Annotated in this window: 16 protein-coding genes; 5 read left to right on the plus strand and 11 right to left on the minus strand. The window is 68.9% G+C overall.

Annotated elements, in window-relative coordinates; translation table 11 throughout:
• The first annotated feature begins 70 nt into the window (after positions 1-70).
• Both AC1DF3_RS14335 and AC1DF3_RS14340 read left to right on the plus strand, forming a co-directional pair.
• Complete coding sequence (locus tag AC1DF3_RS14335) at positions 71-1420, plus strand: dicarboxylate/amino acid:cation symporter (RefSeq protein WP_286532904.1); 1350 nt, start codon at positions 71-73, stop codon at positions 1418-1420.
• 36 nt (positions 1421-1456) lie between these two features.
• Entirely contained in the window at positions 1457-3148 is a 1692-nt protein-coding gene (locus AC1DF3_RS14340; protein WP_286532906.1) for a cation:proton antiporter domain-containing protein, read from the plus strand.
• A gap of 21 nt (positions 3149-3169) precedes the next feature.
• Here AC1DF3_RS14340 and AC1DF3_RS14345 read toward each other — a convergent pair whose 3' ends face one another.
• Positions 3170-3574 (minus strand): hypothetical protein, encoded by a 405-nt coding sequence (locus tag AC1DF3_RS14345; protein ID WP_286532908.1) that lies wholly within the window; start codon positions 3572-3574, stop codon positions 3170-3172.
• 235 nt (positions 3575-3809) lie between these two features.
• On the opposite strand from AC1DF3_RS14345, the gene AC1DF3_RS14350 reads away from it, so the two are divergent.
• The gene (locus AC1DF3_RS14350; RefSeq protein WP_286532910.1) at positions 3810-4028 is read left to right on the plus strand and encodes a hypothetical protein; all 219 of its coding nucleotides are present in this window, start codon (positions 3810-3812) and stop codon (positions 4026-4028) included.
• Between the two features lie 29 nt (positions 4029-4057).
• Positions 4058-4630 carry a hypothetical protein gene (locus tag AC1DF3_RS14355; RefSeq protein ID WP_286532912.1) on the plus strand — a complete coding sequence of 191 codons (573 nt, stop codon included), beginning with the start codon at positions 4058-4060 and terminating at the stop codon, positions 4628-4630.
• Between the two features lie 4 nt (positions 4631-4634).
• Here the strand turns inward: AC1DF3_RS14355 and xylB are convergent, their stop codons facing one another.
• From xylB to AC1DF3_RS14405, 10 genes are all read right to left on the minus strand, one after another.
• Positions 4635-6101: a xylulokinase gene (gene xylB, locus AC1DF3_RS14360; RefSeq protein ID WP_478139982.1), complete on the minus strand. Its 1467-nt coding sequence runs from the start codon at positions 6099-6101 to the stop codon at positions 4635-4637.
• Between the two features lie 8 nt (positions 6102-6109).
• A complete protein-coding gene (locus tag AC1DF3_RS14365) occupies positions 6110-7051 on the minus strand; it encodes an AraC family transcriptional regulator (protein ID WP_286532915.1) in 942 nt (313 codons plus the stop codon).
• Between the two features lie 24 nt (positions 7052-7075).
• On the minus strand, positions 7076-7864 hold the full coding sequence (locus tag AC1DF3_RS14370) for an L-iditol 2-dehydrogenase (RefSeq protein WP_478139983.1): 789 nt from the start codon (positions 7862-7864) through the stop codon (positions 7076-7078).
• Positions 7861-9279, minus strand: a complete 1419-nt coding sequence (gene dalD, locus AC1DF3_RS14375; RefSeq protein ID WP_286532919.1) for a D-arabinitol 4-dehydrogenase — start codon at positions 9277-9279, stop codon at positions 7861-7863. Before dalD ends, AC1DF3_RS14370 begins: the two co-directional genes overlap by 4 nt.
• Before the next feature lie 13 nt (positions 9280-9292).
• Complete coding sequence (locus tag AC1DF3_RS14380) at positions 9293-10324, minus strand: ABC transporter ATP-binding protein (protein ID WP_286532923.1); 1032 nt, start codon at positions 10322-10324, stop codon at positions 9293-9295.
• A 23-nt stretch (positions 10325-10347) separates the two neighbouring features.
• On the minus strand, positions 10348-11169 hold the full coding sequence (locus tag AC1DF3_RS14385) for a carbohydrate ABC transporter permease (protein ID WP_286532926.1): 822 nt from the start codon (positions 11167-11169) through the stop codon (positions 10348-10350).
• A 13-nt stretch (positions 11170-11182) separates the two neighbouring features.
• Positions 11183-12136: a carbohydrate ABC transporter permease gene (locus AC1DF3_RS14390; RefSeq protein WP_478139984.1), complete on the minus strand. Its 954-nt coding sequence runs from the start codon at positions 12134-12136 to the stop codon at positions 11183-11185.
• Positions 12137-12157: 21 nt separating this feature from the next.
• Positions 12158-13465, minus strand: a complete 1308-nt coding sequence (locus tag AC1DF3_RS14395) for an ABC transporter substrate-binding protein (RefSeq protein ID WP_286532929.1) — start codon at positions 13463-13465, stop codon at positions 12158-12160.
• Positions 13466-13636: 171 nt separating this feature from the next.
• Positions 13637-14800, minus strand: coding sequence for an MFS transporter (locus tag AC1DF3_RS14400; RefSeq protein ID WP_286533115.1), 1164 nt, complete (start codon positions 14798-14800; stop codon positions 13637-13639).
• A 53-nt stretch (positions 14801-14853) separates the two neighbouring features.
• A complete protein-coding gene (locus AC1DF3_RS14405) occupies positions 14854-16065 on the minus strand; it encodes an MFS transporter (protein WP_478139985.1) in 1212 nt (403 codons plus the stop codon).
• Positions 16066-16280: 215 nt separating this feature from the next.
• On the opposite strand from AC1DF3_RS14405, the gene AC1DF3_RS14410 reads away from it, so the two are divergent.
• Positions 16281-17432 carry a DUF2235 domain-containing protein gene (locus tag AC1DF3_RS14410; protein WP_286532934.1) on the plus strand — a complete coding sequence of 384 codons (1152 nt, stop codon included), beginning with the start codon at positions 16281-16283 and terminating at the stop codon, positions 17430-17432.
• The last annotated feature ends 39 nt before the right edge of the window (positions 17433-17471 follow it).

Consider the following 17471-nt stretch of genomic DNA (forward strand, 5'->3'; position numbering starts at 1 on the left):
TTTCATGTGCGCGGCGCGTGCGCCGGTTCCTGTCTCCCATTCCAAACACACCACATCTGGAGATCACCGCATGACACCCACACCGATGCCAGCCACCCTGCCAGCGAAACCCCCCATCTACAAGTCCCTCTATGTCCAGGTCATCACCGCGGTGATCATCGGCGTGCTGCTCGGCCACTTCTACCCCGCGCTCGGCGAATCGATGAAGCCGCTGGGCGACGGCTTCATCAAGCTGATCAAGATGATGATCGCGCCGATCATCTTCTGTACCGTGGTGGTCGGCATCGCGGGCATGGAGGACATGAAGAAGGTCGGCAAGACCGGCGGCCTGGCGCTGCTGTACTTCGAGATCGTGAGCAGCATCGCGCTGGTGGTCGGGCTGGTGCTGGTCAACCTGCTCAAGCCGGGTGCCGGCATGAACATCGATCCGGCGTCGCTGGACACCCGGGCGCTGGCCGCCTACACCGGGCCGGGCAAGATGGAGGGCACGGTCGACTTCCTGATGCACGTCATCCCGAACACCCTGGTCGATGCCTTCGCCAAGGGCGAGATCCTGCAGGTGCTGCTGATCGCGGTGCTGTTCGGCTTCGCGCTGCACCGCTTCGGCGGCCGCGGCACGCTGGTGTTCGATGTCATCGAGAAGGGCTCGCACGTGCTCTTCGTGATCGTCAACTACATCATGAAGCTGGCGCCGATCGGTGCCTTCGGCGCCATGGCCTTCACGATCGGCAAGTACGGCATCGGCTCGCTGTTCTCCCTCGGCAAGCTGATGGGCACCTTCTACCTGACCTGCCTGCTGTTCATCTTCGTGGTGCTCGGCACGATCGCCCGGCTGCACGGATTCAGCATCTGGAAGTTCATCAAGTACATCAAGGAAGAACTGCTGATCGTGCTGGGCACCTCGTCGTCCGAGTCGGTGCTGCCGCGGATGATGGAGAAGTTGGAGAACCTGGGCGCCAACAAGACCACCGTCGGCCTGGTGATCCCGACCGGCTACTCGTTCAATCTCGACGGCACCTCGATCTATCTGACGATGGCGGCAGTTTTCATCGCCCAGGCGACCAACACGCCGATGACGCTGATGCAGGAGATCACGCTGCTCGGTGTGCTGCTGCTGACTTCGAAGGGCGCCGCGGGCGTGACCGGCAGCGGCTTCATCGTGCTGGCGGCCACGCTGTCGGCGGTCGGCCATGTGCCGGTGGCGGGCCTGGCGCTGATTCTCGGCATCGACCGCTTCATGTCCGAGGCACGGGCGCTGACCAACCTGATCGGCAATGGCGTCGCCACCCTGGTGGTCGCCAAGTGGACCGACGCGCTGGACATGGAGCGCCTGCAGGCCGGGCTCAACAACGAGACCTGGATCGAGGCCCAGGAGCCCGAGGTGCTGATCAACGCCCGTACGGAAAAGATGGCCTCGTGACCTTGCCGGGGTGTCGTTCTTGCAGAATGCAAGTCGATGCCCCACAGCGTTTCACTGATCAACACCATCGCCGCCGGCCTCGGCCTGGCGCTGGTGCTCGGCTTCCTGGCGACGCGGCTGCGGCTGCCGGCGCTGGTCGGCTACCTGCTGGCGGGCGTGATCATCGGGCCGTTCACCCCGGGTTTCGTCGCCGACGCCGGCATCGCCGCCCAGCTCGCCGAGATCGGCGTGATGCTGCTGATGTTCGGCGTCGGCCTTCATTTCTCGCTCGACGACCTGCTGGCCGTGCGCAAGGTCGCGCTGCCGGGCGCGCTGGTGCAGATGGCGGTGGCGACGCTGTTCGGTGCCGGGCTCGCCAGCTGGTGGGGCTGGAGTCCGGGCGGGGCGCTGGTGTTCGGGCTGGCGCTCTCGGTGGCCAGCACGGTGGTGCTGCTGCGCGCGCTCGAGAGCCTGGGCATCCTGGAGACCTTCACCGGCCGGATCGCGGTCGGCTGGCTGGTGGTGGAAGACCTGGCGATGGTGCTGGTGCTGGTGCTGCTGCCGCCGCTCGCGGGCGCGCTGGACGGTGCCGCGCCGGTCGACACCGGCGCGCCGGTCTGGCAGACGCTGGGCCTCACGCTGCTGCAGGTCGGCGGCTTCGTGCTGCTGATGCTGGTGGTCGGCCGGCGGCTGTTCCCGTGGATCCTGTGGCAGGTGGCGCGCACCAACTCGCGCGAGCTCTTCACGCTCTGCGTGGTGGCGGCCGCGGTCAGCATCGCCTTCGCCTCGGCGGCGCTGTTCGGCGTCTCGTTCGCGCTGGGCGCCTTCTTCGCCGGCGTGGTGATGCGCGAGTCCGAGTTCAGCCACCGCGCCGCCCAGGAGTCGCTGCCGCTGCGCGATGCCTTCGCGGTGCTGTTCTTCGTCTCGGTCGGCATGCTGTTCGACCCGGCGGTGCTGATCGAGCGGCCGTTGCAGGTGCTGGCGGTGGTGCTGGTGATCGTGGTCGGCAAGTCGGTCGCGGCCTGTGCCCTGGTGCTGCTGCTGCGCTACCCGCTGGGCACCGCGCTCACGGTCAGCGCCAGCCTGGCCCAGATCGGCGAGTTCTCCTTCATCCTGGCGGCGCTCGGCGGCTCGCTCGGGCTGCTGCCGCCCGAGGGCCAGAGCCTGCTGCTGGCCGGGGCGCTGATCTCGATCGCCAGCAATCCGCTCTGGTTCAGCCTGATCGGGCCGGTGCAGCAGTGGCTGCACGCGCATTCGTCCTTCGCGCGCGGGCTGGCGTCGCGCGACGATCCGCTGGCCGAACTGCCGATGCACACCGAGGCCAGGTACCTCTCGCGCCAGGTGGTGCTGGTGGGCTACGGCCGCGTCGGCCGGCGCATCGCGGCCGCGCTGGCGGCGCACGACATTCCGTTCGTGGTGGCCGAGCAGAACCGCGCCATCGTGGAGCAGCTGCGCGGCGAGGGCATGGCGGCGGTGTGGGGCGATGCGGCCGATCCCGCGGTGCTGATCCAGGCCCACATCGCGCGCGCCCGGGTGCTGGTGATCGCCACCGCGGATGCGATCAACGTGCGTCAGATGATCGAGGCGGCGCGGACCCTGAATCCGTCGATCGAGACCGTGATCCGAAGCCACAACGAGGACGAGGCACGCCTCCTGACCCAGCAGGACGCGGTCACGGTCTGCCTGGGCGAGCAGGAACTGGCGCAGGCGATGGCCCGCACCGTGCTGCTGCGCGCGGCCGGCACCTGAGCTCGCGGCGCCGCCTTCAGTTCAGAGATCCTCGATCACCAGCATCCGGTAGCGCTGGGCGATCGAGAACGTCACCATGCGCACATGCTCCATCAAGCGGTTCGCGGCGGCCTCGTCGCGAGTCTTGACCAAGAGCGCCGTGTGCCCTTCGCGCGCCAGCTTGGTGTAGGCGCGGACCGTGGCGGCGTCGGTGCCGGCCGAGGGCAGCGGGCTGTCGCCATCGCGGACGGTGGGCGTGATCTGCTCCAGCACGACGTGCGGCGGAATCAGGTAGATCTCGTCGCCGCTGAAACCGTTCTCGAGCAGCCGATGGCCCACGACGCTGGCGTCCGTTGCATCCGGAAACATTACGAAGGTATGACCGGTAGGGTAAAAGGCGCCGCCCACGGCCGCGGTCATGTGGGGGTCCAGGGTGAAGTGCTTCATGTCTCCTCCTTGCGGGTTGGACGCTTCAGCTTAGGTCGCCTGCGCAGGGAGGCATGTAGGCGAAGCCCCCTGGCTCAAGTTGCAATCCGCATACAAATACGCATTTGGCGCACAGAGTGCTTGCGTTTTTAATTACTAGTAGTCACATTTGCAACGATTCGTGAAATTGTGACTAGGCGTTGTCGATGGGGCTGCATAGGATCGATTCGTCCGATCCCCAAGCCCTCCCAACTCCATGCCCCAATTGCGGAATATCGCGCTGACCGTGCAAGAACTCGAAGAGGGCGAGTTCTATTGGGTGTTGCTGGAAGCCAGCGACTACGTGATGGATGAAGCACTTCCCTATCTGCCCATCGAGGCGGCCATGGACCCGCACTCGACCTATGCCAATGCCCTGGTGGCCGGTGTGGCGGCGGTCCGGAAGATGTTCGGCAAGGCGGGGCCGCGCTCTTGAGCGCCGCGGCCCCCGGATCGGGAGCGACCATGCAGAAAATTGGCGCGGCGTTGGCCGCCGGCGGCGCGGGCCTGGCGGTCGTGGCGTGGTTCTACCGGCCGTCGACCTCGGCCGAATGGGCGGCCTGGGTGCAGACCGTGGGCGTGCTGCTGGCGATCGCCTGGGCGGCGCGGCTGCAGCTCCAGGGCTCCCGGCAAGGGCTTCGGCAGGCCGCCCAGGTGGCGGTCATGTTCGCCAACAACATGCACTGGGTGTTCCGCGAGCTCAACGATGCCTGCGTGAAGCGCAGCTGGGCCGACTACGCGGTGCACCGGCGCGTCCTCGAGGAGATCCTGGCCCAGGGGCGGGAGGTCACCTTGCAACTGCTGGACGGACGCTCGCTGGCGATGGTGAGCAGCCTGCGCAGCATCGCCGTCGAGGCACTGGAAATCACCGAGGCCCATACCGCCGCCGGCAGCTGGCCGCAGCTGCAGCTTTATTTCGACCGCCGGCTGCCGAGCATCGCGGCCTGGCTGTCGGCCACCGGCCATCCGCCGGAAAGCAGCGGGCCGACGGACTATGCGGGGCTGCGGACTTCGTTCGGGCCCATCGGCGGGTCGTGAGCGCCTACGCGGCGCGGTTGCGAAACGACGGGCGCAGCGCCGCATAGAGCGCCTGAAAGCGGCCGTGCCGCGAGGCCAGCGCGTCTTGCGGCGGGCGGGACGGTTCGAAGCGCCGGCGCGTCTCGGGCCGCCGGCAGACCTCCGCTTCCGAGCCGCCATCGGCCAGCCATGCGAGCCGTGCAGCGCCCAAGGCGCCACCGGCTTCGCTGCCCTCGCAGAGCGCCAGCGGCACATCGAGCACGTCGGCCAGCAGCTGGGCCCACCAGGCGCTGCGCGCGCCGCCGCCGACCAGCACCAGCTCGCCGACGGGCCGGGCGAGCGTGTCCAGCCCGTCGCGCAGCCCGAAGCTCACGCCCTCGACCACCGCATAGGCGATTTGCGCCGGCCCGTGCGCGTGCGTCAGCCCGAACAGCACGCCCTGGGCCCCGGGGTCGTTGTGCGGCGAACGCTCGCCCGACAGGTAGGGCAGGAACAGCGGCGCGCCGTGGCGGCCATCGGCGTCGAGGGTCGCGGCGGCGGCGAGCAGCGCGGGCGCGTCGCCGAGCCCGAAGCAGCGCGCCGCCCAATCCACCGCGCTGGTGGCCGACAGCATCACCGACATCTGGTGCCAGCGGCCCGGCAGCGCATGGCAGAACGCGTGCACGGCGCGGGCCGGGTCTGGCGCGAAACGCTCGCCGCTGACGAAGATGACGCCCGAGGTGCCGAGGGAGACGAAGCCCTGGCCGGCGCCGACCAGGCCCATGCCGACGGCGCTGGCCGCGTTGTCGCCGGCGCCGCCGGCGATCGGGATGCCGGCCGGCAAACCCCAGCGCGCCGCCGGTCCGGCCGCGAGATGGCCCGCCACCGCGCTGCCCTCGACCAATTCGGGCATCTGCCGGCGCGTCAGCCCGCAGCTGGCCAGCAGGCCGTCGGACCAGTCGCGCGCGCCGACGTCGAGCCACAGCGTGCCCGAGGCGTCCGACATGTCGCTGGCCCGCGCACCGCTCAGCATGAAGCGCAGCCAGTCCTTCGGCAACAGCACGCAGGCGGTGCGGGCGAACAGCTCCGGTTCGTGGGCGCGCATCCAGAGCAGCTTGGGCGCGGTGAAGCCCGGCATGGCGAGGTTGCCGGCGATGGCGGCCAGGCGAGGGACCCGGGCGGTCAGTTCGTCGCACTCGGCGGCGCTGCGGCCATCGTTCCAGAGGATGGCCGGGCGCAGCACCTGGCCGTCGGCATCGAGCGCGACCGCCCCGTGCATCTGGCCCGACAGGCCGATGGCGCGCACCGTGGCCAACGCGCCGGCATCGGTCGCGCGCAGCGAAGCCATCGCGGCCTCGAGCGCGGCCCACCACTGCGCGGGGTCCTGCTCGGACCACTGCGGCGCCGGCCGGCTGACCGTCAGCGGGGCGCGTGCCAGGGCGACGATCCGGTGCTCGCGGTCCAGCAGCAGTGCCTTCAGCTCCGTGGTCCCGAGATCGAGCCCGAGGTACATGCGCGGCCCTATCCGGCCAGGCTGCCGAAGCGGCTGTCGCTCTGCCGGCGGAATTCGGTCGGCGTCATGCCCTTGATCTCGAGGAAGCGGCGGTTGAAGTTGGCGACGTTGTTGAAGCCGACCTGGTAGCAGATGTCGGTCACGTAGTGGTCGGTCTGCATCAGCAGGTGGCAGGCGCTGTTGATGCGCACCCGGTTGACGAAATCGGTGAAGCTGTTGCCGGTCGAGCGCTTGAAGAAGCGGCTGAAGCGGCTCTCGCTCATGCCGAGCTCGCCCGCGATGTCCGCCATCGCCACCGGCTCGGCGAGGTTCGAGGTGATGCGGTTGACGATGGCGTTGACCTGGTCGACCTCGGTGTCGCCTTCGACACCCTGCATCTGCACGTTCGACAGCAGCCGGTAGTCGCTGCAGCGCGCCAGTTCGCACAGGTAGTCCAGGAACAGCGCCAGCCGGTGCAGGCCGCGGGCGGCCTTGATCGCGTCCCAGTGCGCCAGCGCGCGCTCCTCGAAGCCGAAGAACTCGATGCCGTGGCGGGCCCGCCCGAGCAGTTGCAGCGCCTCGCGCAACTCGGGGATCTCGGCCGCCGCGCGCTCGATCGGATCGTGGCGGAACTGGATCACGCGGTCGCGGCCGGTGGCGCCGCCCTCGGGGATGTCCAGCGAGATCCAGTTGTGCGGCAGGCGCGGCCCGCACAGCACCAGGTGGCCGGGGTGGAAGGGCCCGATCCAGTCGCCGACGAAGGCCCGGCCCGAGGTCTCGGTGATGAGGTGCAGTTCGTACTCTTCGTGGAAGTGCCAGCGCACCAGCGGGCTCGGGAAGCCGTGGGCCAGGCAGCGCACCAGGCCCGCGTCTTCGGGCGCCTCGTAGCCCAGCGACGGCGAACGTGTGATGTCGCGCTCGAGTTCGGGTTTGCGATCGCGGGGCAGATGGCGTTGGCGCGGCGATGTCATGGCGTGGTCCTTTCCCCTGAACCTTCAGCTCATGACATTACCACCGTCGACATTGAGCGTCTGCGCCGTGATGTAGCGCGCCTCGTCGCTGGCCAGGAACACCGCCACGCCGGCGATGTCGGCCGGCGTTCCCATCCGGCCGAGCGGAACCTCGCGCCCGACCCGCTGCTTCTTTTCCCCCGGGCGCAGGCCTTCGTGCTTCGCGAACAGGGCGTCGACCTGGTTCCACATCGGCGTGTCCACCACGCCCGGCGCGATGGCGTTGACCCGGATGCCGTGCGGCGCCATCGCCAGCGCGGCGCTCTGCGTGTAGCTGATGACCGCCGCCTTGGTCGCGCAGTAGTGCGACACCAGCGCCTCGCCGCGGCGGCCGGCCTGCGAGGCCATGTTGATGACCGAGCCGCCCGCGACGCCGGCATCCACCATGTGCTGCAGCACGCGCTGCATCACGAAGAACATGCCCTTGACGTTGACCGCGAACAGGCGGTCGAAGGAGGCCGCGTCGCTCTCGAGCAGCGGCGCCATGTCGAACAGCGCCGCGTTGTTGACCAGGGTGTGGATGTCGCCGTGCGCCGCCCGCGCCGCGTAGAGCATGCCGCCCACCGATGCGCTGTCGCTGACGTCCGCCGCCACGTAGGCGGCCGCGTCGGGGTGCCGGCGCCGCAACTGCGCCACGCCATCGGCCGGGGTGTCGGCACGGTCGGCCAGTGTGCAGACGGCGCCTGCGGCGAGGCAGGCCTCTGCGATCGCGAGCCCGATCCCGCCGCCGGCACCGGTGATCAGCACATGGCGCTGCGCCAGACGGCCGGTCATGGCCGTGCTCCGGCGATGAAGCGCTGCACCCGCAGGTCGGCGTCCCGCAGCGCATCGACCAGCCGGGCGTCGCCGGCGGCGTCGCCCCACAGGCCGCGGTCGGCGCCCAGCGCCGCCACCGGATCGGCGGCCGCGCAGATCGCATGGGCGAGCGCCTCGTCCATGCCCTGGTCCTGGTATGCGTAGGGCAGCGTGCCCTGGTGCCAGCGCTGCAGGAAGGCCAGGAACAGGGCCGGCAGCAGGGCGACGCTGGCGATGGGCTCGCCGCGCGACAGCCGCTCGCGCACGGTCGGCGCGATGAAGCCCGGGATCTTCGAGAAGCCGTCCATCGCCACCCGCTGGTTGGTGTCGCGGATCGCAGGATTGCCGAAGCGCTCGAGCACCACGTCGCGATAGGCCGGCAGGTCGACCGGGCTCGGCTGCCCCGGGCGGTCGAGGCAGGGGATGACATCGTCCGTGACGTAGTCGAAGGCCATGCGCCGGATCGTCGCGTCCTGCGTGCCTTCATGGATGTAGTTCAGCCCGGCCAGGGTGCCGGCCCAGGCGATGCAGCTGTGGCTGGCGTTGAGGATCCGGATCTTCGCCTCCTCGTAGGGCGAGACCGAATCGACCAGCTGCACGCCGACCTTTTCCCATGCGGGCCGGCCGTGGATGAAGCGGTCCTCGATCACCCACTGGATGAAGCTCTCGCCGGTGACCGGCGCGGCGTCGTCCCAGCCGGTGGCGGCGCGCACCCGCTGGTGCAGCTCGGGCGGCGGGCGCGGCGTGATCCGGTCGACCATCGCGTTCGGCGTGCTGGTGTGGGCGTGCGCCCAGGCCAGCAGATCGGTCTCGCCGGCGGCCTCGATGAACGCGCTCAAGCCGCGCTGGAAGCGATCGCCGTTGTGGCGCAGGTTGTCGCAGTTCAGCAGCGTCACCGGCCCGCCATCGGTGGCCCGGCGCGCGCGCAGGATGGCGCAGACCGCGCCGTAGATGGTGCTGCCGGCGAGCCCTTCGCGGGCCCGGTCGAGGTCGCGCGCCAGGTCGGGCGCCGCGACATCGAGCCGGTCGTGCGGGTCGAGGTAGTAGCCGGCCTCGGTCACGGTGAACGAGACGATCCGGGTGCGGGGATCGGCGCCGCGGGCGATCACCGCCGCCAGGCTCGGGTCGTAGGGCAGCACCTCGCGGATCGCCTCGATGCGCTGGTAGCGGTAGGCGCCGGCCGGCGACACCGTTTCCAGCGTGTAGCGGCCGTCTTGTGCGCGCAGGGCGGCTTCGACCTCGGCCATGTCAGGCCGCAGGTTGGCGCCGCTGATCGACCAGCGGGTGTCGCCGGCATCGATCAGCGCTTGCAGATACACCGCCTGGTGGGCCCGGTGGAAGGAGCCGAGCCCGAGGTGGAGCACCACCAAGTCGGCAGGGGCAGGGGAGTTCATGGCGCGAGCGGGTTCAGGCCGCGACCGTGCGGCCTTCGCGGTTGAAGAAATGAAGCACGGCAGGGTCCAGTTCGACGCTCACCGCGTCGCCGGCCTGCAAGTCGGTGCGCTCGTTCTGGCGCGCCACCAGCGGCACGCCGCCGACATCGATGTGGATCAGCGTGTCGGCGCCCAGTGCTTCGATCAGCTCGACGCGGGCCGGTGCGCCGATGCCTTGCCCCTGGTGCACGCGCAGCGCCTCCGGGCGCACGCCGAGAAAGCCGTCGGCCGGCAGCCGGCCGCCGGTCTGGGCCGAGAAGCTGGGGATCGCCTTGGCCTCGACCATGTTCATCGACGGCATGCCGATGAACTGGGCGACGAACTGGTTGGCCGGGCGGTCGTAGAGTTCCATCGGCGTGCCGACCTGCTCGATCAGGCCGTCGCGCAGCACCACCACGCGGTCGGCCAGCGTCATCGCCTCGACCTGGTCGTGCGTCACGTAGATGCTGGTGGCCCCGAGCGCGCGGTGCAGCTTGTGGATCTCGACCCGGGTGTTGCCGCGCAGCGCGGCGTCGAGGTTGGACAGCGGTTCGTCGAACAGGAACACTTTCGGCGCCCGCACGATCGCGCGGCCGATCGCCACTCGCTGGCGTTGGCCGCCCGACAGTTCCTTCGGCGTGCGGGCCAGGTACTGCGTGAGGTTGAGCGTCTTCGCCGCGTAGTCCACCTTGCTCTTGATCACGTCCTTCGACACCCCCGCGAGCTTGAGCGCGAAGGACATGTTGTCGAACACGCTCATGTGCGGATAGAGCGCATAGCTCTGGAACACCATCGCCAGGTCGCGCTTGCCCGAGGGCGTTTGCGTGATGTCCTTGCCGTCGAGCAGGAGCCGGCCGCTGGTGATCGATTCGAGCCCCGCGATCAGCCGCAGCAAGGTCGACTTGCCGCAGCCCGAGGGGCCGACGAAGACGATGAACTCGCCCTTGTCGATCTCCAGGTTCACGCCCTTGATCACGTGCGTGTCGCCGAAGCTCTTCTGGATGTTGTCGAGTTGGAGGTAGGCCATGTGGGTGTCCTCTCTGAAGTTCGTTACTTGACCGCACCGAAGGTGAGGCCCTGCACCAGTTGCTTCTGGCTGAACCAGCCGAAGACCACGATCGGTGCGATCGCCATCACCGAGGCGGCCGACAGCTTGGCCCAGAAGAGGCCTTCGGGGCTCGAGTACGAGGCGATCATGGTCGCCAGCGTGCCGGCCTTCGCGGAGCTGAGGTTGAGCGCCCAGAAGGCCTCGTTCCAGCTCAGGATCAGGCACAGCAGGCCGGTAGAGGCGAGCCCGCCGATCGACAGCGGCAGCACCACGTGCCGGAACTCGGTCCACAGGTTCGCGCCGTCCATGCGCGCGGCCTCGAGGATCTCGGGCGGGATGTCCTTGTAGCTCGTGTAGAGCATCCACACCATGATCGGCAGGTTCGACAGCGTGAAGACCACGGTGAGCGCCGTGCGCGTGTCGAGCAGGCCGGCGGTCTGCGCGATCACGTAGATCGGCACCAGTGCGCCGACCGCCGGCATCATCTTGGTGGAGAGCATCCACATCAGGATGTCGCGCGTGCGCTTCGTGCGGAAGAAGGCCATCGAGTACGCGGCTGGTGCTGCGATCGCGAGGCCGATGATCGTGGAGCCGATGCTCGTGATCAGCGAGTTCCGCGCGAACAGCAGATAGTCGCTGCGGCGCTGCACCTCGGTGAAGTTCTCCAGCGTGGGCTCGAAGAAGAAGAGCGGCGGCACGTGGATCGCCTGCAGCTCGGTCTTGAACGAGGTCAGCACCAGCCAGCCTAGCGGAAAGAACAGCAGCAGGGTGACGATCCACGCACCGACGGCGCGCAGGATCAGGGGGAGTCGGCGTTCGTCCATGGCGTTCGTCCCTTCAGTCGAGGTTCTTGCCGATGATGCGGATCAGGAAGGCCGCCACGATGTTGGCCAGCACCACCGCGAACAGCGCGCCCGCCGATGCGACACCGACGTCGAAGTTCATCAGCGACTGCTTGAAGATCATGTACGTGAGGTTCGTGCTCTCGTTGCCCGGGCCGCCGGCGGTCGTGATCGCGATCTCGGCGAACACGGAGAGCAGGAAGATCATCTCGATCATGATCACCACCGCCATCGGCCGTCCGAGGTGCGGCAGCGTGAGGTAGCCGAAGCGCTGGACGGCAGTCGCGCCGTCCATGCGCGCGGCCTCCATCTGCTCGCGGTCGAGCGATTGCAGCGAGGTGATGAAGATCAGGCAGGCGAAGGGCAGCCACTGCCACGCGACCATGATGATCACGGAGAACAGCGGCAGGTCCGTGAGCCAGTCGACCGGCTCGGCCCCGAAGGCCCGCCAGAGGTCGGCCAGCACGCCATAGATCGGGTTCATCATCATGTGCTTCCACAGCAGCGCGTTCACCGTGGGCATCACGAAGAAGGGCGAGATCAGCAGCACGCGCACGATGCCGCGGCCCGGGAAGGGCTCGTTCACCAGCAGCGCCAGCCCCACGCCCAGCACCACCGTGATGACGATCACGCTGCCGATCAGCACCAGCGTGTTCCACACGGCGGGCCAGAAGTCCGGGTCGGTGACGAAGTAGTGGAAGTTCTCGATCCCGTTGAACGTGCGCTCGCCGGGCTGCATCAGGTTGTAGTTGACGAACGAGAAGTAGATCGACATCAACAGCGGCGCCAGCATCCAGAGGACCAGGACCGCCACGGCCGGTGCCATCAATGCGCGGGGAAGCAGGCGGCTCGCGGCGGCCTCCTTTCGAGCGGACCGGGCGCCGCCGTGGAGCCAGCCTTGCGGGTCCGCCGGCGGTGTCTCCGGGACGGGAGTTGGGAGATGCGACACGGCGAAATGTCCGGTGTCGGGCTACTTGTAGTACCCGGCCTTCTTCATCTCGCGCTCGGCGGTGGTCTGCGAGGTCTTCAAGGCCTGGTCGACCGTCACCTTGCCCGAGAGCGCCGCGCTCATCTGCTGGCCCACGGCCACGCCGATGGCCTGGAATTCCGGAATGGCCGCGTACTGCACGCCGACGTACGGCGACTTGGGCAGCGTGCTGTCGTTCGGGTTCGCGGTGTCGATGGCCTTCTTCTCGGCCTCGGCGAAGCGTGCGGCCTTGACGAACTCCGGCGTGGCATAGGTCGACTTGCGCGTGCCCGTTGGGACCGAGCCCCAGCCTTCTTCCTTCGCGACCAGCTTGATGTAGTCCTTCGAGGTCGCCCACTTGATGAAAGTCTGCGCCGCGTCGACCTTCTGCGAGCCGGCCGGAATCGCGAGCGCCCAGGCCCACAGCCAGTTGGCGCCCTTCGGCGTGACCGCGGTCGGGGCCTGCGCGAACGCCACCTTGTCGGCCACCTTCGACTGCTTGGGATCGCTCACGAACGAGGCCGCGATGGTGGCATCGACCCACATCCCGCACTTGCCTTCGTTGAAGAGCGCGAGGTTCTCGTTGAAGCTGTTGGCCGACGCGCCGGGCGGGCCGTAGGCCTTCATCAGATCGACGTAGAAGCTGATCGCGTCATGCCAGGGCTTGGTGTCGATCTGCGGCTTCCAGCTGGTGTCGAACCACTGGCCGCCGTTGGTGTTGACCATGGTCGTGAGGAGCGCCATGTTGTCGCCCCAGCCCGGCTTGCCGCGCAGGCAGATGCCGTAGACACCGGCCTTCGGGTCGTGGATCTTGCCCGCGAGCTCCTTCACCTGCACCCAGGTCGGCTGGTCGGGCATCTTGAAGCCGACCTTGTCCGCGAGGTCCTTGCGGTACATGAGCATCGAGCTTTCGCCGTAGAAGGGCGCGGCGTAGAGCTTGCCGTCGGCCGAGAGGCCGTTGCGCATCGCCGGCAGCAGGTCGTCGACGTCATACGCCGCGTCGGTCGCGATCGGGTTGAGCCAGCCCTTCTTGGCCCAGATCGGCGTCTCGTACATGCCGATGGTCATGACGTCGAACTGGCCGCCCTTGGTGGCGATGTCGGTCGTCACGCGCTGGCGCAGAGTGCCTTCTTCCAGCGTGACCCACTTGAGCTTGATGTCGGGGTTGGCCTGCTCGAAGAACTTGCCGAGCTTCTGCATCTCGATCATGTGGCCGTTGTTCACGGTCGCGATCACGAGCTCGGTTGCGGCATGGGCCAAGCCCGCACCGGCCATTGCGAGCGCCAGGCCCGCCTTCAGAAAACGCTTCATGAATGTCTCCTTGTGATCGACGACGCGGGTCGCCGTGCGCCGATTGTGGAGACGCGAATTTCCGGGTTTGGTACTTCCTTTGCCCCGGCTGATACTTGGATGCACCGATCATCTCGGTGTCATCCCTAATCCCGCAACCAGGGATGTGCAGGGGGACTTGCTTTGGCGGACTCAGGCGGTCTGCAGCAGCGCTTCGCGGTCGCCCAGCCGGCTGCTCCAGGCGGCAAGGGCCAGGGCGCCGAGCGAGATGGCCGCGCCGGCCCAGGGCAGGCCGGCCAGCGGCGCGCCCGCGGCCAGCATGCCGCTGCCGATCCAGGCGCCGGCGGCGTTGCCGAGATTGAACGCGCCCTGGTTCAGGGTCGAGGCGAGGTTCGGCGCCGCGCTCGCCTGCTGCACGATCAGCGTCTGCAGCAAGGGCACCAGTGCGAACGAGAGCGTGGTCCACAGCAGCATCAGTAGCACCGTCGGCGCCTTCAGCGGCAGCGCGAAATGCAGCAGCCCCAGCACCAACGCGTTGAGCCCCAGCACCCCCAGCATCGAGGGCACCAGCCGCCGGTCGCCGAGGCGGCCGCCGATGGTGCTGCCGATCGTCAGCCCGACGCCCAGCAGCAGCAGGACCGGTGCCACGGCCGCGTTCGAGAAGCCGCTGACCTGAGTCAGCAGCGGCGCGATGAAGGTGAAGACGCAGAACAGGCTGGCCGAGGTCAGGGCGCTGGTGGCGAGCGCGAGCAGCACGCGGCGATCGGCCAGCACGCTGAATTCGCGGAGGATATTGCCCCGCTGCATCTCGATCTGCCGCGGCAGCAACGCGACCAGGGCGGCGACGGCGCCCAGCGCAATCACCACGATCGCGGCGAAGGTCATCCGCCATCCGAAGTGCTCGCCGATGATCCGGCCCATCGGCACGCCGAGCACGTTGGCCAGCGTGAGGCCGGTGAACATCAGCGCGATCGCCTGCGAGCGGCGGTTGGGCGGCACCAGTCCTGCGGCGACCACCGATCCGATGCCGAAGAAGGTGCCATGGGCCAGGGCAGTGATGACACGGGCGGCCATCAGCAGTCCGTAGTCCGGTGCCAGCGCGCACAGCAGGTTGCCCAGCACGAACAGGCAGGCCAGCGCGACCAGCGTGGCCTTGCGCGGCAGCCGTGCCGTCGCCACTGCGAACACCGGCGCTCCGACCACCACGCCCATCGCATAGCCGGTCACCAGCAGGCCGGCCTGCGACAGCGTGACGCCGAGGTCCAGGGCCATGTCGGGCAGCAGGCCCATCACCACGAACTCGCTGGTGCCGATGGCGAAGGCGGCGGCGGCGAGGGCGAGCAGGGCCACGGGCATGCGCGGCGACGCGCGCTGCGAGGAAGGAGCTGTCATCAGGGGGGGGTCGAGGGTTAACCCTTATTATCTCGAAGCGCTGCCGCGGGCGGCGGCGAAAGGGCTTTCCGCCTGAATTCGGTGCCGTAATACAACAGGCCGACCCCCCCGAAGCCGGCGCCCAGGGCGCACAGCGCGCCCCATCCGTGGAAGGTGTAGACCGCCGCCGCCAGCGCCGAAGCCACCGCGGCGCAGAGGAAGATGAAGGTCAGGAACAGCCCGTTGAGCCGGCCTCGCAGTTCCGGCGCCATGATGTAGAGGCTGCGCAGACTCAGCACGTTGCACAGCTGGACCGCGCCGTCGAGCAGCACCGCGGCAGCCACCAGCGCCGCCATCGAATGAAAGCGGAAGCCGAGCGCGGCAACACCGAACGAGAGCAGGGCGACGCCGATGGCCGCGCCCGTGGCGGGTTGCGTGTGTCCCCGGTCGGCCAGCCGGCCGGCCCAGGGGGCGACCAGCGCACCGGCCGCTCCGGCCAGCGCGAACAAGGCGATGCCGCCCTGGCCGAGGCCGAACTCGTGCGCCAGCGCCAGCGGCACGGCGGTCCAGAAGGCCTGGAAAGCCGAGAAGAGCAATCCTTGGTAGAGCGCTCGCCGGCGCAGCAGGGGTGTGCGCCGGACGATGCCCGGCAGCGAGGCGAGGGTGCGGGCATATCCGATCGAGCCATGGGGATGGCGCCGGGGCAGGGCCCGCCAGAGCACCCCGGCCAGCACGGCCATCAGCAGCGCCGAGACCGCGAACACCGCCCGCCAGCCGAAGGCCGAGGCCACCAGGCTGGAGAACGGGCGGGCCAGCATGATTCCGGCCAGCAGCCCGGCCATGATGTTGCCGACCACCTTGCCCCGTGTCGCGTCGGCCACCAGGTGCGAGGCCAGGGGCACCAGCACCTGGGCCGCGACGGCGCAGGTGCCGACCAGGAAGGAGGCCGCCAGAAAGGCGACGGCCGAGTTCGACAAGGCGATCCCGACCAGGCCCACGACCGCGCCGGCCATCGCGGCCAGGATCAGCCGGCGGTTTTCCACCACGTCGGCCAGCGGCACCAGGAAGAGCAGCCCGGCGCCGTAGCCGAGCTGGGTCAGCGTCATGATCAGCCCGGCCAGGCCGGCGTGCATCTGCAGCGTGGCCGCGATGGGGCCGATCAGCGGCTGGGCGAAGTAGATGTTGGCGACGCACAGCCCGCAGGCCACCGCGAACAGCAGCGTGAGTCCGGTCGAGAGCGCGGCAGGCACGGCGGGAGCCTGCGGCCCGGCATGGCCGGGGGCTGGGTGAGAGGGCACGGGGGAGCGGAAGGTGAAGGGTTAACCCTGGATTCGCACCATAGCATTTCCGCCGAAGGCCTGCAGGCGGGCGCTTCGAGCGCGCGGCATAGAGCGAATGGCGCATGGATTCCGCATCCGCGGCGGACCAGACTGACCGCCGGGCATCTCCGAGAAAAGGACGCAGCATGGCGAAGAACATCGTTTTTTGTGCCGACGGCACCTGGAAGGGCCTGGGCCATTCCCAGGGCGATGGCGACGAGCTGCAGGCCGACGCCACCAACGTGCTGCGACTGTTCGCGGCCCTCGCCGGCGCGGTCACGCCCGACTCGCTGCGCAAGCAGGACGAACAGGAAAAAGTCGCGCTCGGTCCCGACGGCGGCGCCACCCAGGTCGCCAAGTACCTGCATGGCGTGGGCGATTCGGGCAATGCGATCCGCAAGATCCTGGGGGGCGTCTTCGGCGAGGGCTTCATCGAGCGGATCGTGCGCGGCTACACCTTCGTGTCCCGCAACTACCAGCCCGGCGACCGCATCTACCTGGCCGGCTTCAGCCGCGGAGCCTACACGGTGCGCGCCCTGGGCGGCATGATCGCCGCGATGGGCCTGCTGCCGCCGGACGCGATGCGCGCGGACGACGGCAGCTACGACGCCGCCAAGGCCTATGGCCTCGGCATCCATGTCTGGGCCGAGTACCGGCGGCGGGCGGGCAAGGCGAGCACCCTGCTGGGCTACCTGGAGGAATTCAAGTCGCGCCGCATCGACCCGGCGCGGCTGGTGCAGGGTGTCGGCATCGAGGCCATCGGCGTCTGGGACACGGTCGGCTCGCTGGGCGTGCCGCTGTACGACCCGGCCGACGCGAAGAAGATCGACGTCTTCGAGTTCGCCGACCGGGCGTTGTCGCCGAAGGTGCGCAGCGGCTTCCATGCCATCGCCATCGACGAGCAGCGGGGCGATTTCGAACCGACCCTGTGGGACGCCAGGGACGGCGTCCACCAGCGCTGGTTCTGCGGTGCGCACGCGGATGTCGGCGGCGGCTACCCGACGCAGGACCTGTCGGGCTTCGCGCTCGACTGGATGATCGGCCACTTCAGGGACGGCGGCGTGGCGATCTCGCCGCAGTACCAGGCGGTGAAAGCTGGCAACTTCGGGCCGGTCCATACACCGTACAAGGACCCGCCCTTCGCCCTGCTGCCTCACGGGCCGCGGAAGATCCCGCAGGATGCGCTGTTCCATCCGAGCGTGCAGGTCTACCTGGACGGTTTCGCGGGCTACCAGCCGCAGGGACTGGCGGCGCTGTTGCAGGGGCGCCGGCTGGATCCGGGCCTGCTGCGGGCTTAGGGTGGCAAAATTCGGCACTCCGTCCGCCGCCCAGGGCGA

The sequence above is a fragment of the Variovorax sp. 10N432 genome, assembly GCF_056394465.1.

What these genes read in the sequence shown, in the direction of transcription:
- dalD (WP_286532919.1), bottom strand. Translation starts at nt 9,279, where the DNA reads ATGAACTCCCCTGCCCCTGCCGACTTGGTGGTGCTCCACCTCGGGCTC.
- AC1DF3_RS14345 (WP_286532908.1), bottom strand. Translation starts at nt 3,574, where the DNA reads ATGAAGCACTTCACCCTGGACCCCCACATGACCGCGGCCGTGGGCGGC.
- AC1DF3_RS14370 (WP_478139983.1), bottom strand. Translation starts at nt 7,864, where the DNA reads ATGACCGGCCGTCTGGCGCAGCGCCATGTGCTGATCACCGGTGCCGGC.
- AC1DF3_RS14400 (WP_286533115.1), bottom strand. Translation starts at nt 14,800, where the DNA reads ATGCCCGTGGCCCTGCTCGCCCTCGCCGCCGCCGCCTTCGCCATCGGC.
- AC1DF3_RS14395 (WP_286532929.1), bottom strand. Translation starts at nt 13,465, where the DNA reads ATGAAGCGTTTTCTGAAGGCGGGCCTGGCGCTCGCAATGGCCGGTGCG.
- AC1DF3_RS14335 (WP_286532904.1), top strand. Translation starts at nt 71, where the DNA reads ATGACACCCACACCGATGCCAGCCACCCTGCCAGCGAAACCCCCCATC.
- AC1DF3_RS14340 (WP_286532906.1), top strand. Translation starts at nt 1,457, where the DNA reads ATGCCCCACAGCGTTTCACTGATCAACACCATCGCCGCCGGCCTCGGC.
- AC1DF3_RS14410 (WP_286532934.1), top strand. Translation starts at nt 16,281, where the DNA reads ATGGCGAAGAACATCGTTTTTTGTGCCGACGGCACCTGGAAGGGCCTG.
- AC1DF3_RS14355 (WP_286532912.1), top strand. Translation starts at nt 4,058, where the DNA reads ATGCAGAAAATTGGCGCGGCGTTGGCCGCCGGCGGCGCGGGCCTGGCG.
- AC1DF3_RS14385 (WP_286532926.1), bottom strand. Translation starts at nt 11,169, where the DNA reads ATGGACGAACGCCGACTCCCCCTGATCCTGCGCGCCGTCGGTGCGTGG.
- AC1DF3_RS14380 (WP_286532923.1), bottom strand. Translation starts at nt 10,324, where the DNA reads ATGGCCTACCTCCAACTCGACAACATCCAGAAGAGCTTCGGCGACACG.
- AC1DF3_RS14365 (WP_286532915.1), bottom strand. Translation starts at nt 7,051, where the DNA reads ATGACATCGCCGCGCCAACGCCATCTGCCCCGCGATCGCAAACCCGAA.
- AC1DF3_RS14350 (WP_286532910.1), top strand. Translation starts at nt 3,810, where the DNA reads ATGCCCCAATTGCGGAATATCGCGCTGACCGTGCAAGAACTCGAAGAG.
- xylB (WP_478139982.1), bottom strand. Translation starts at nt 6,101, where the DNA reads ATGTACCTCGGGCTCGATCTCGGGACCACGGAGCTGAAGGCACTGCTG.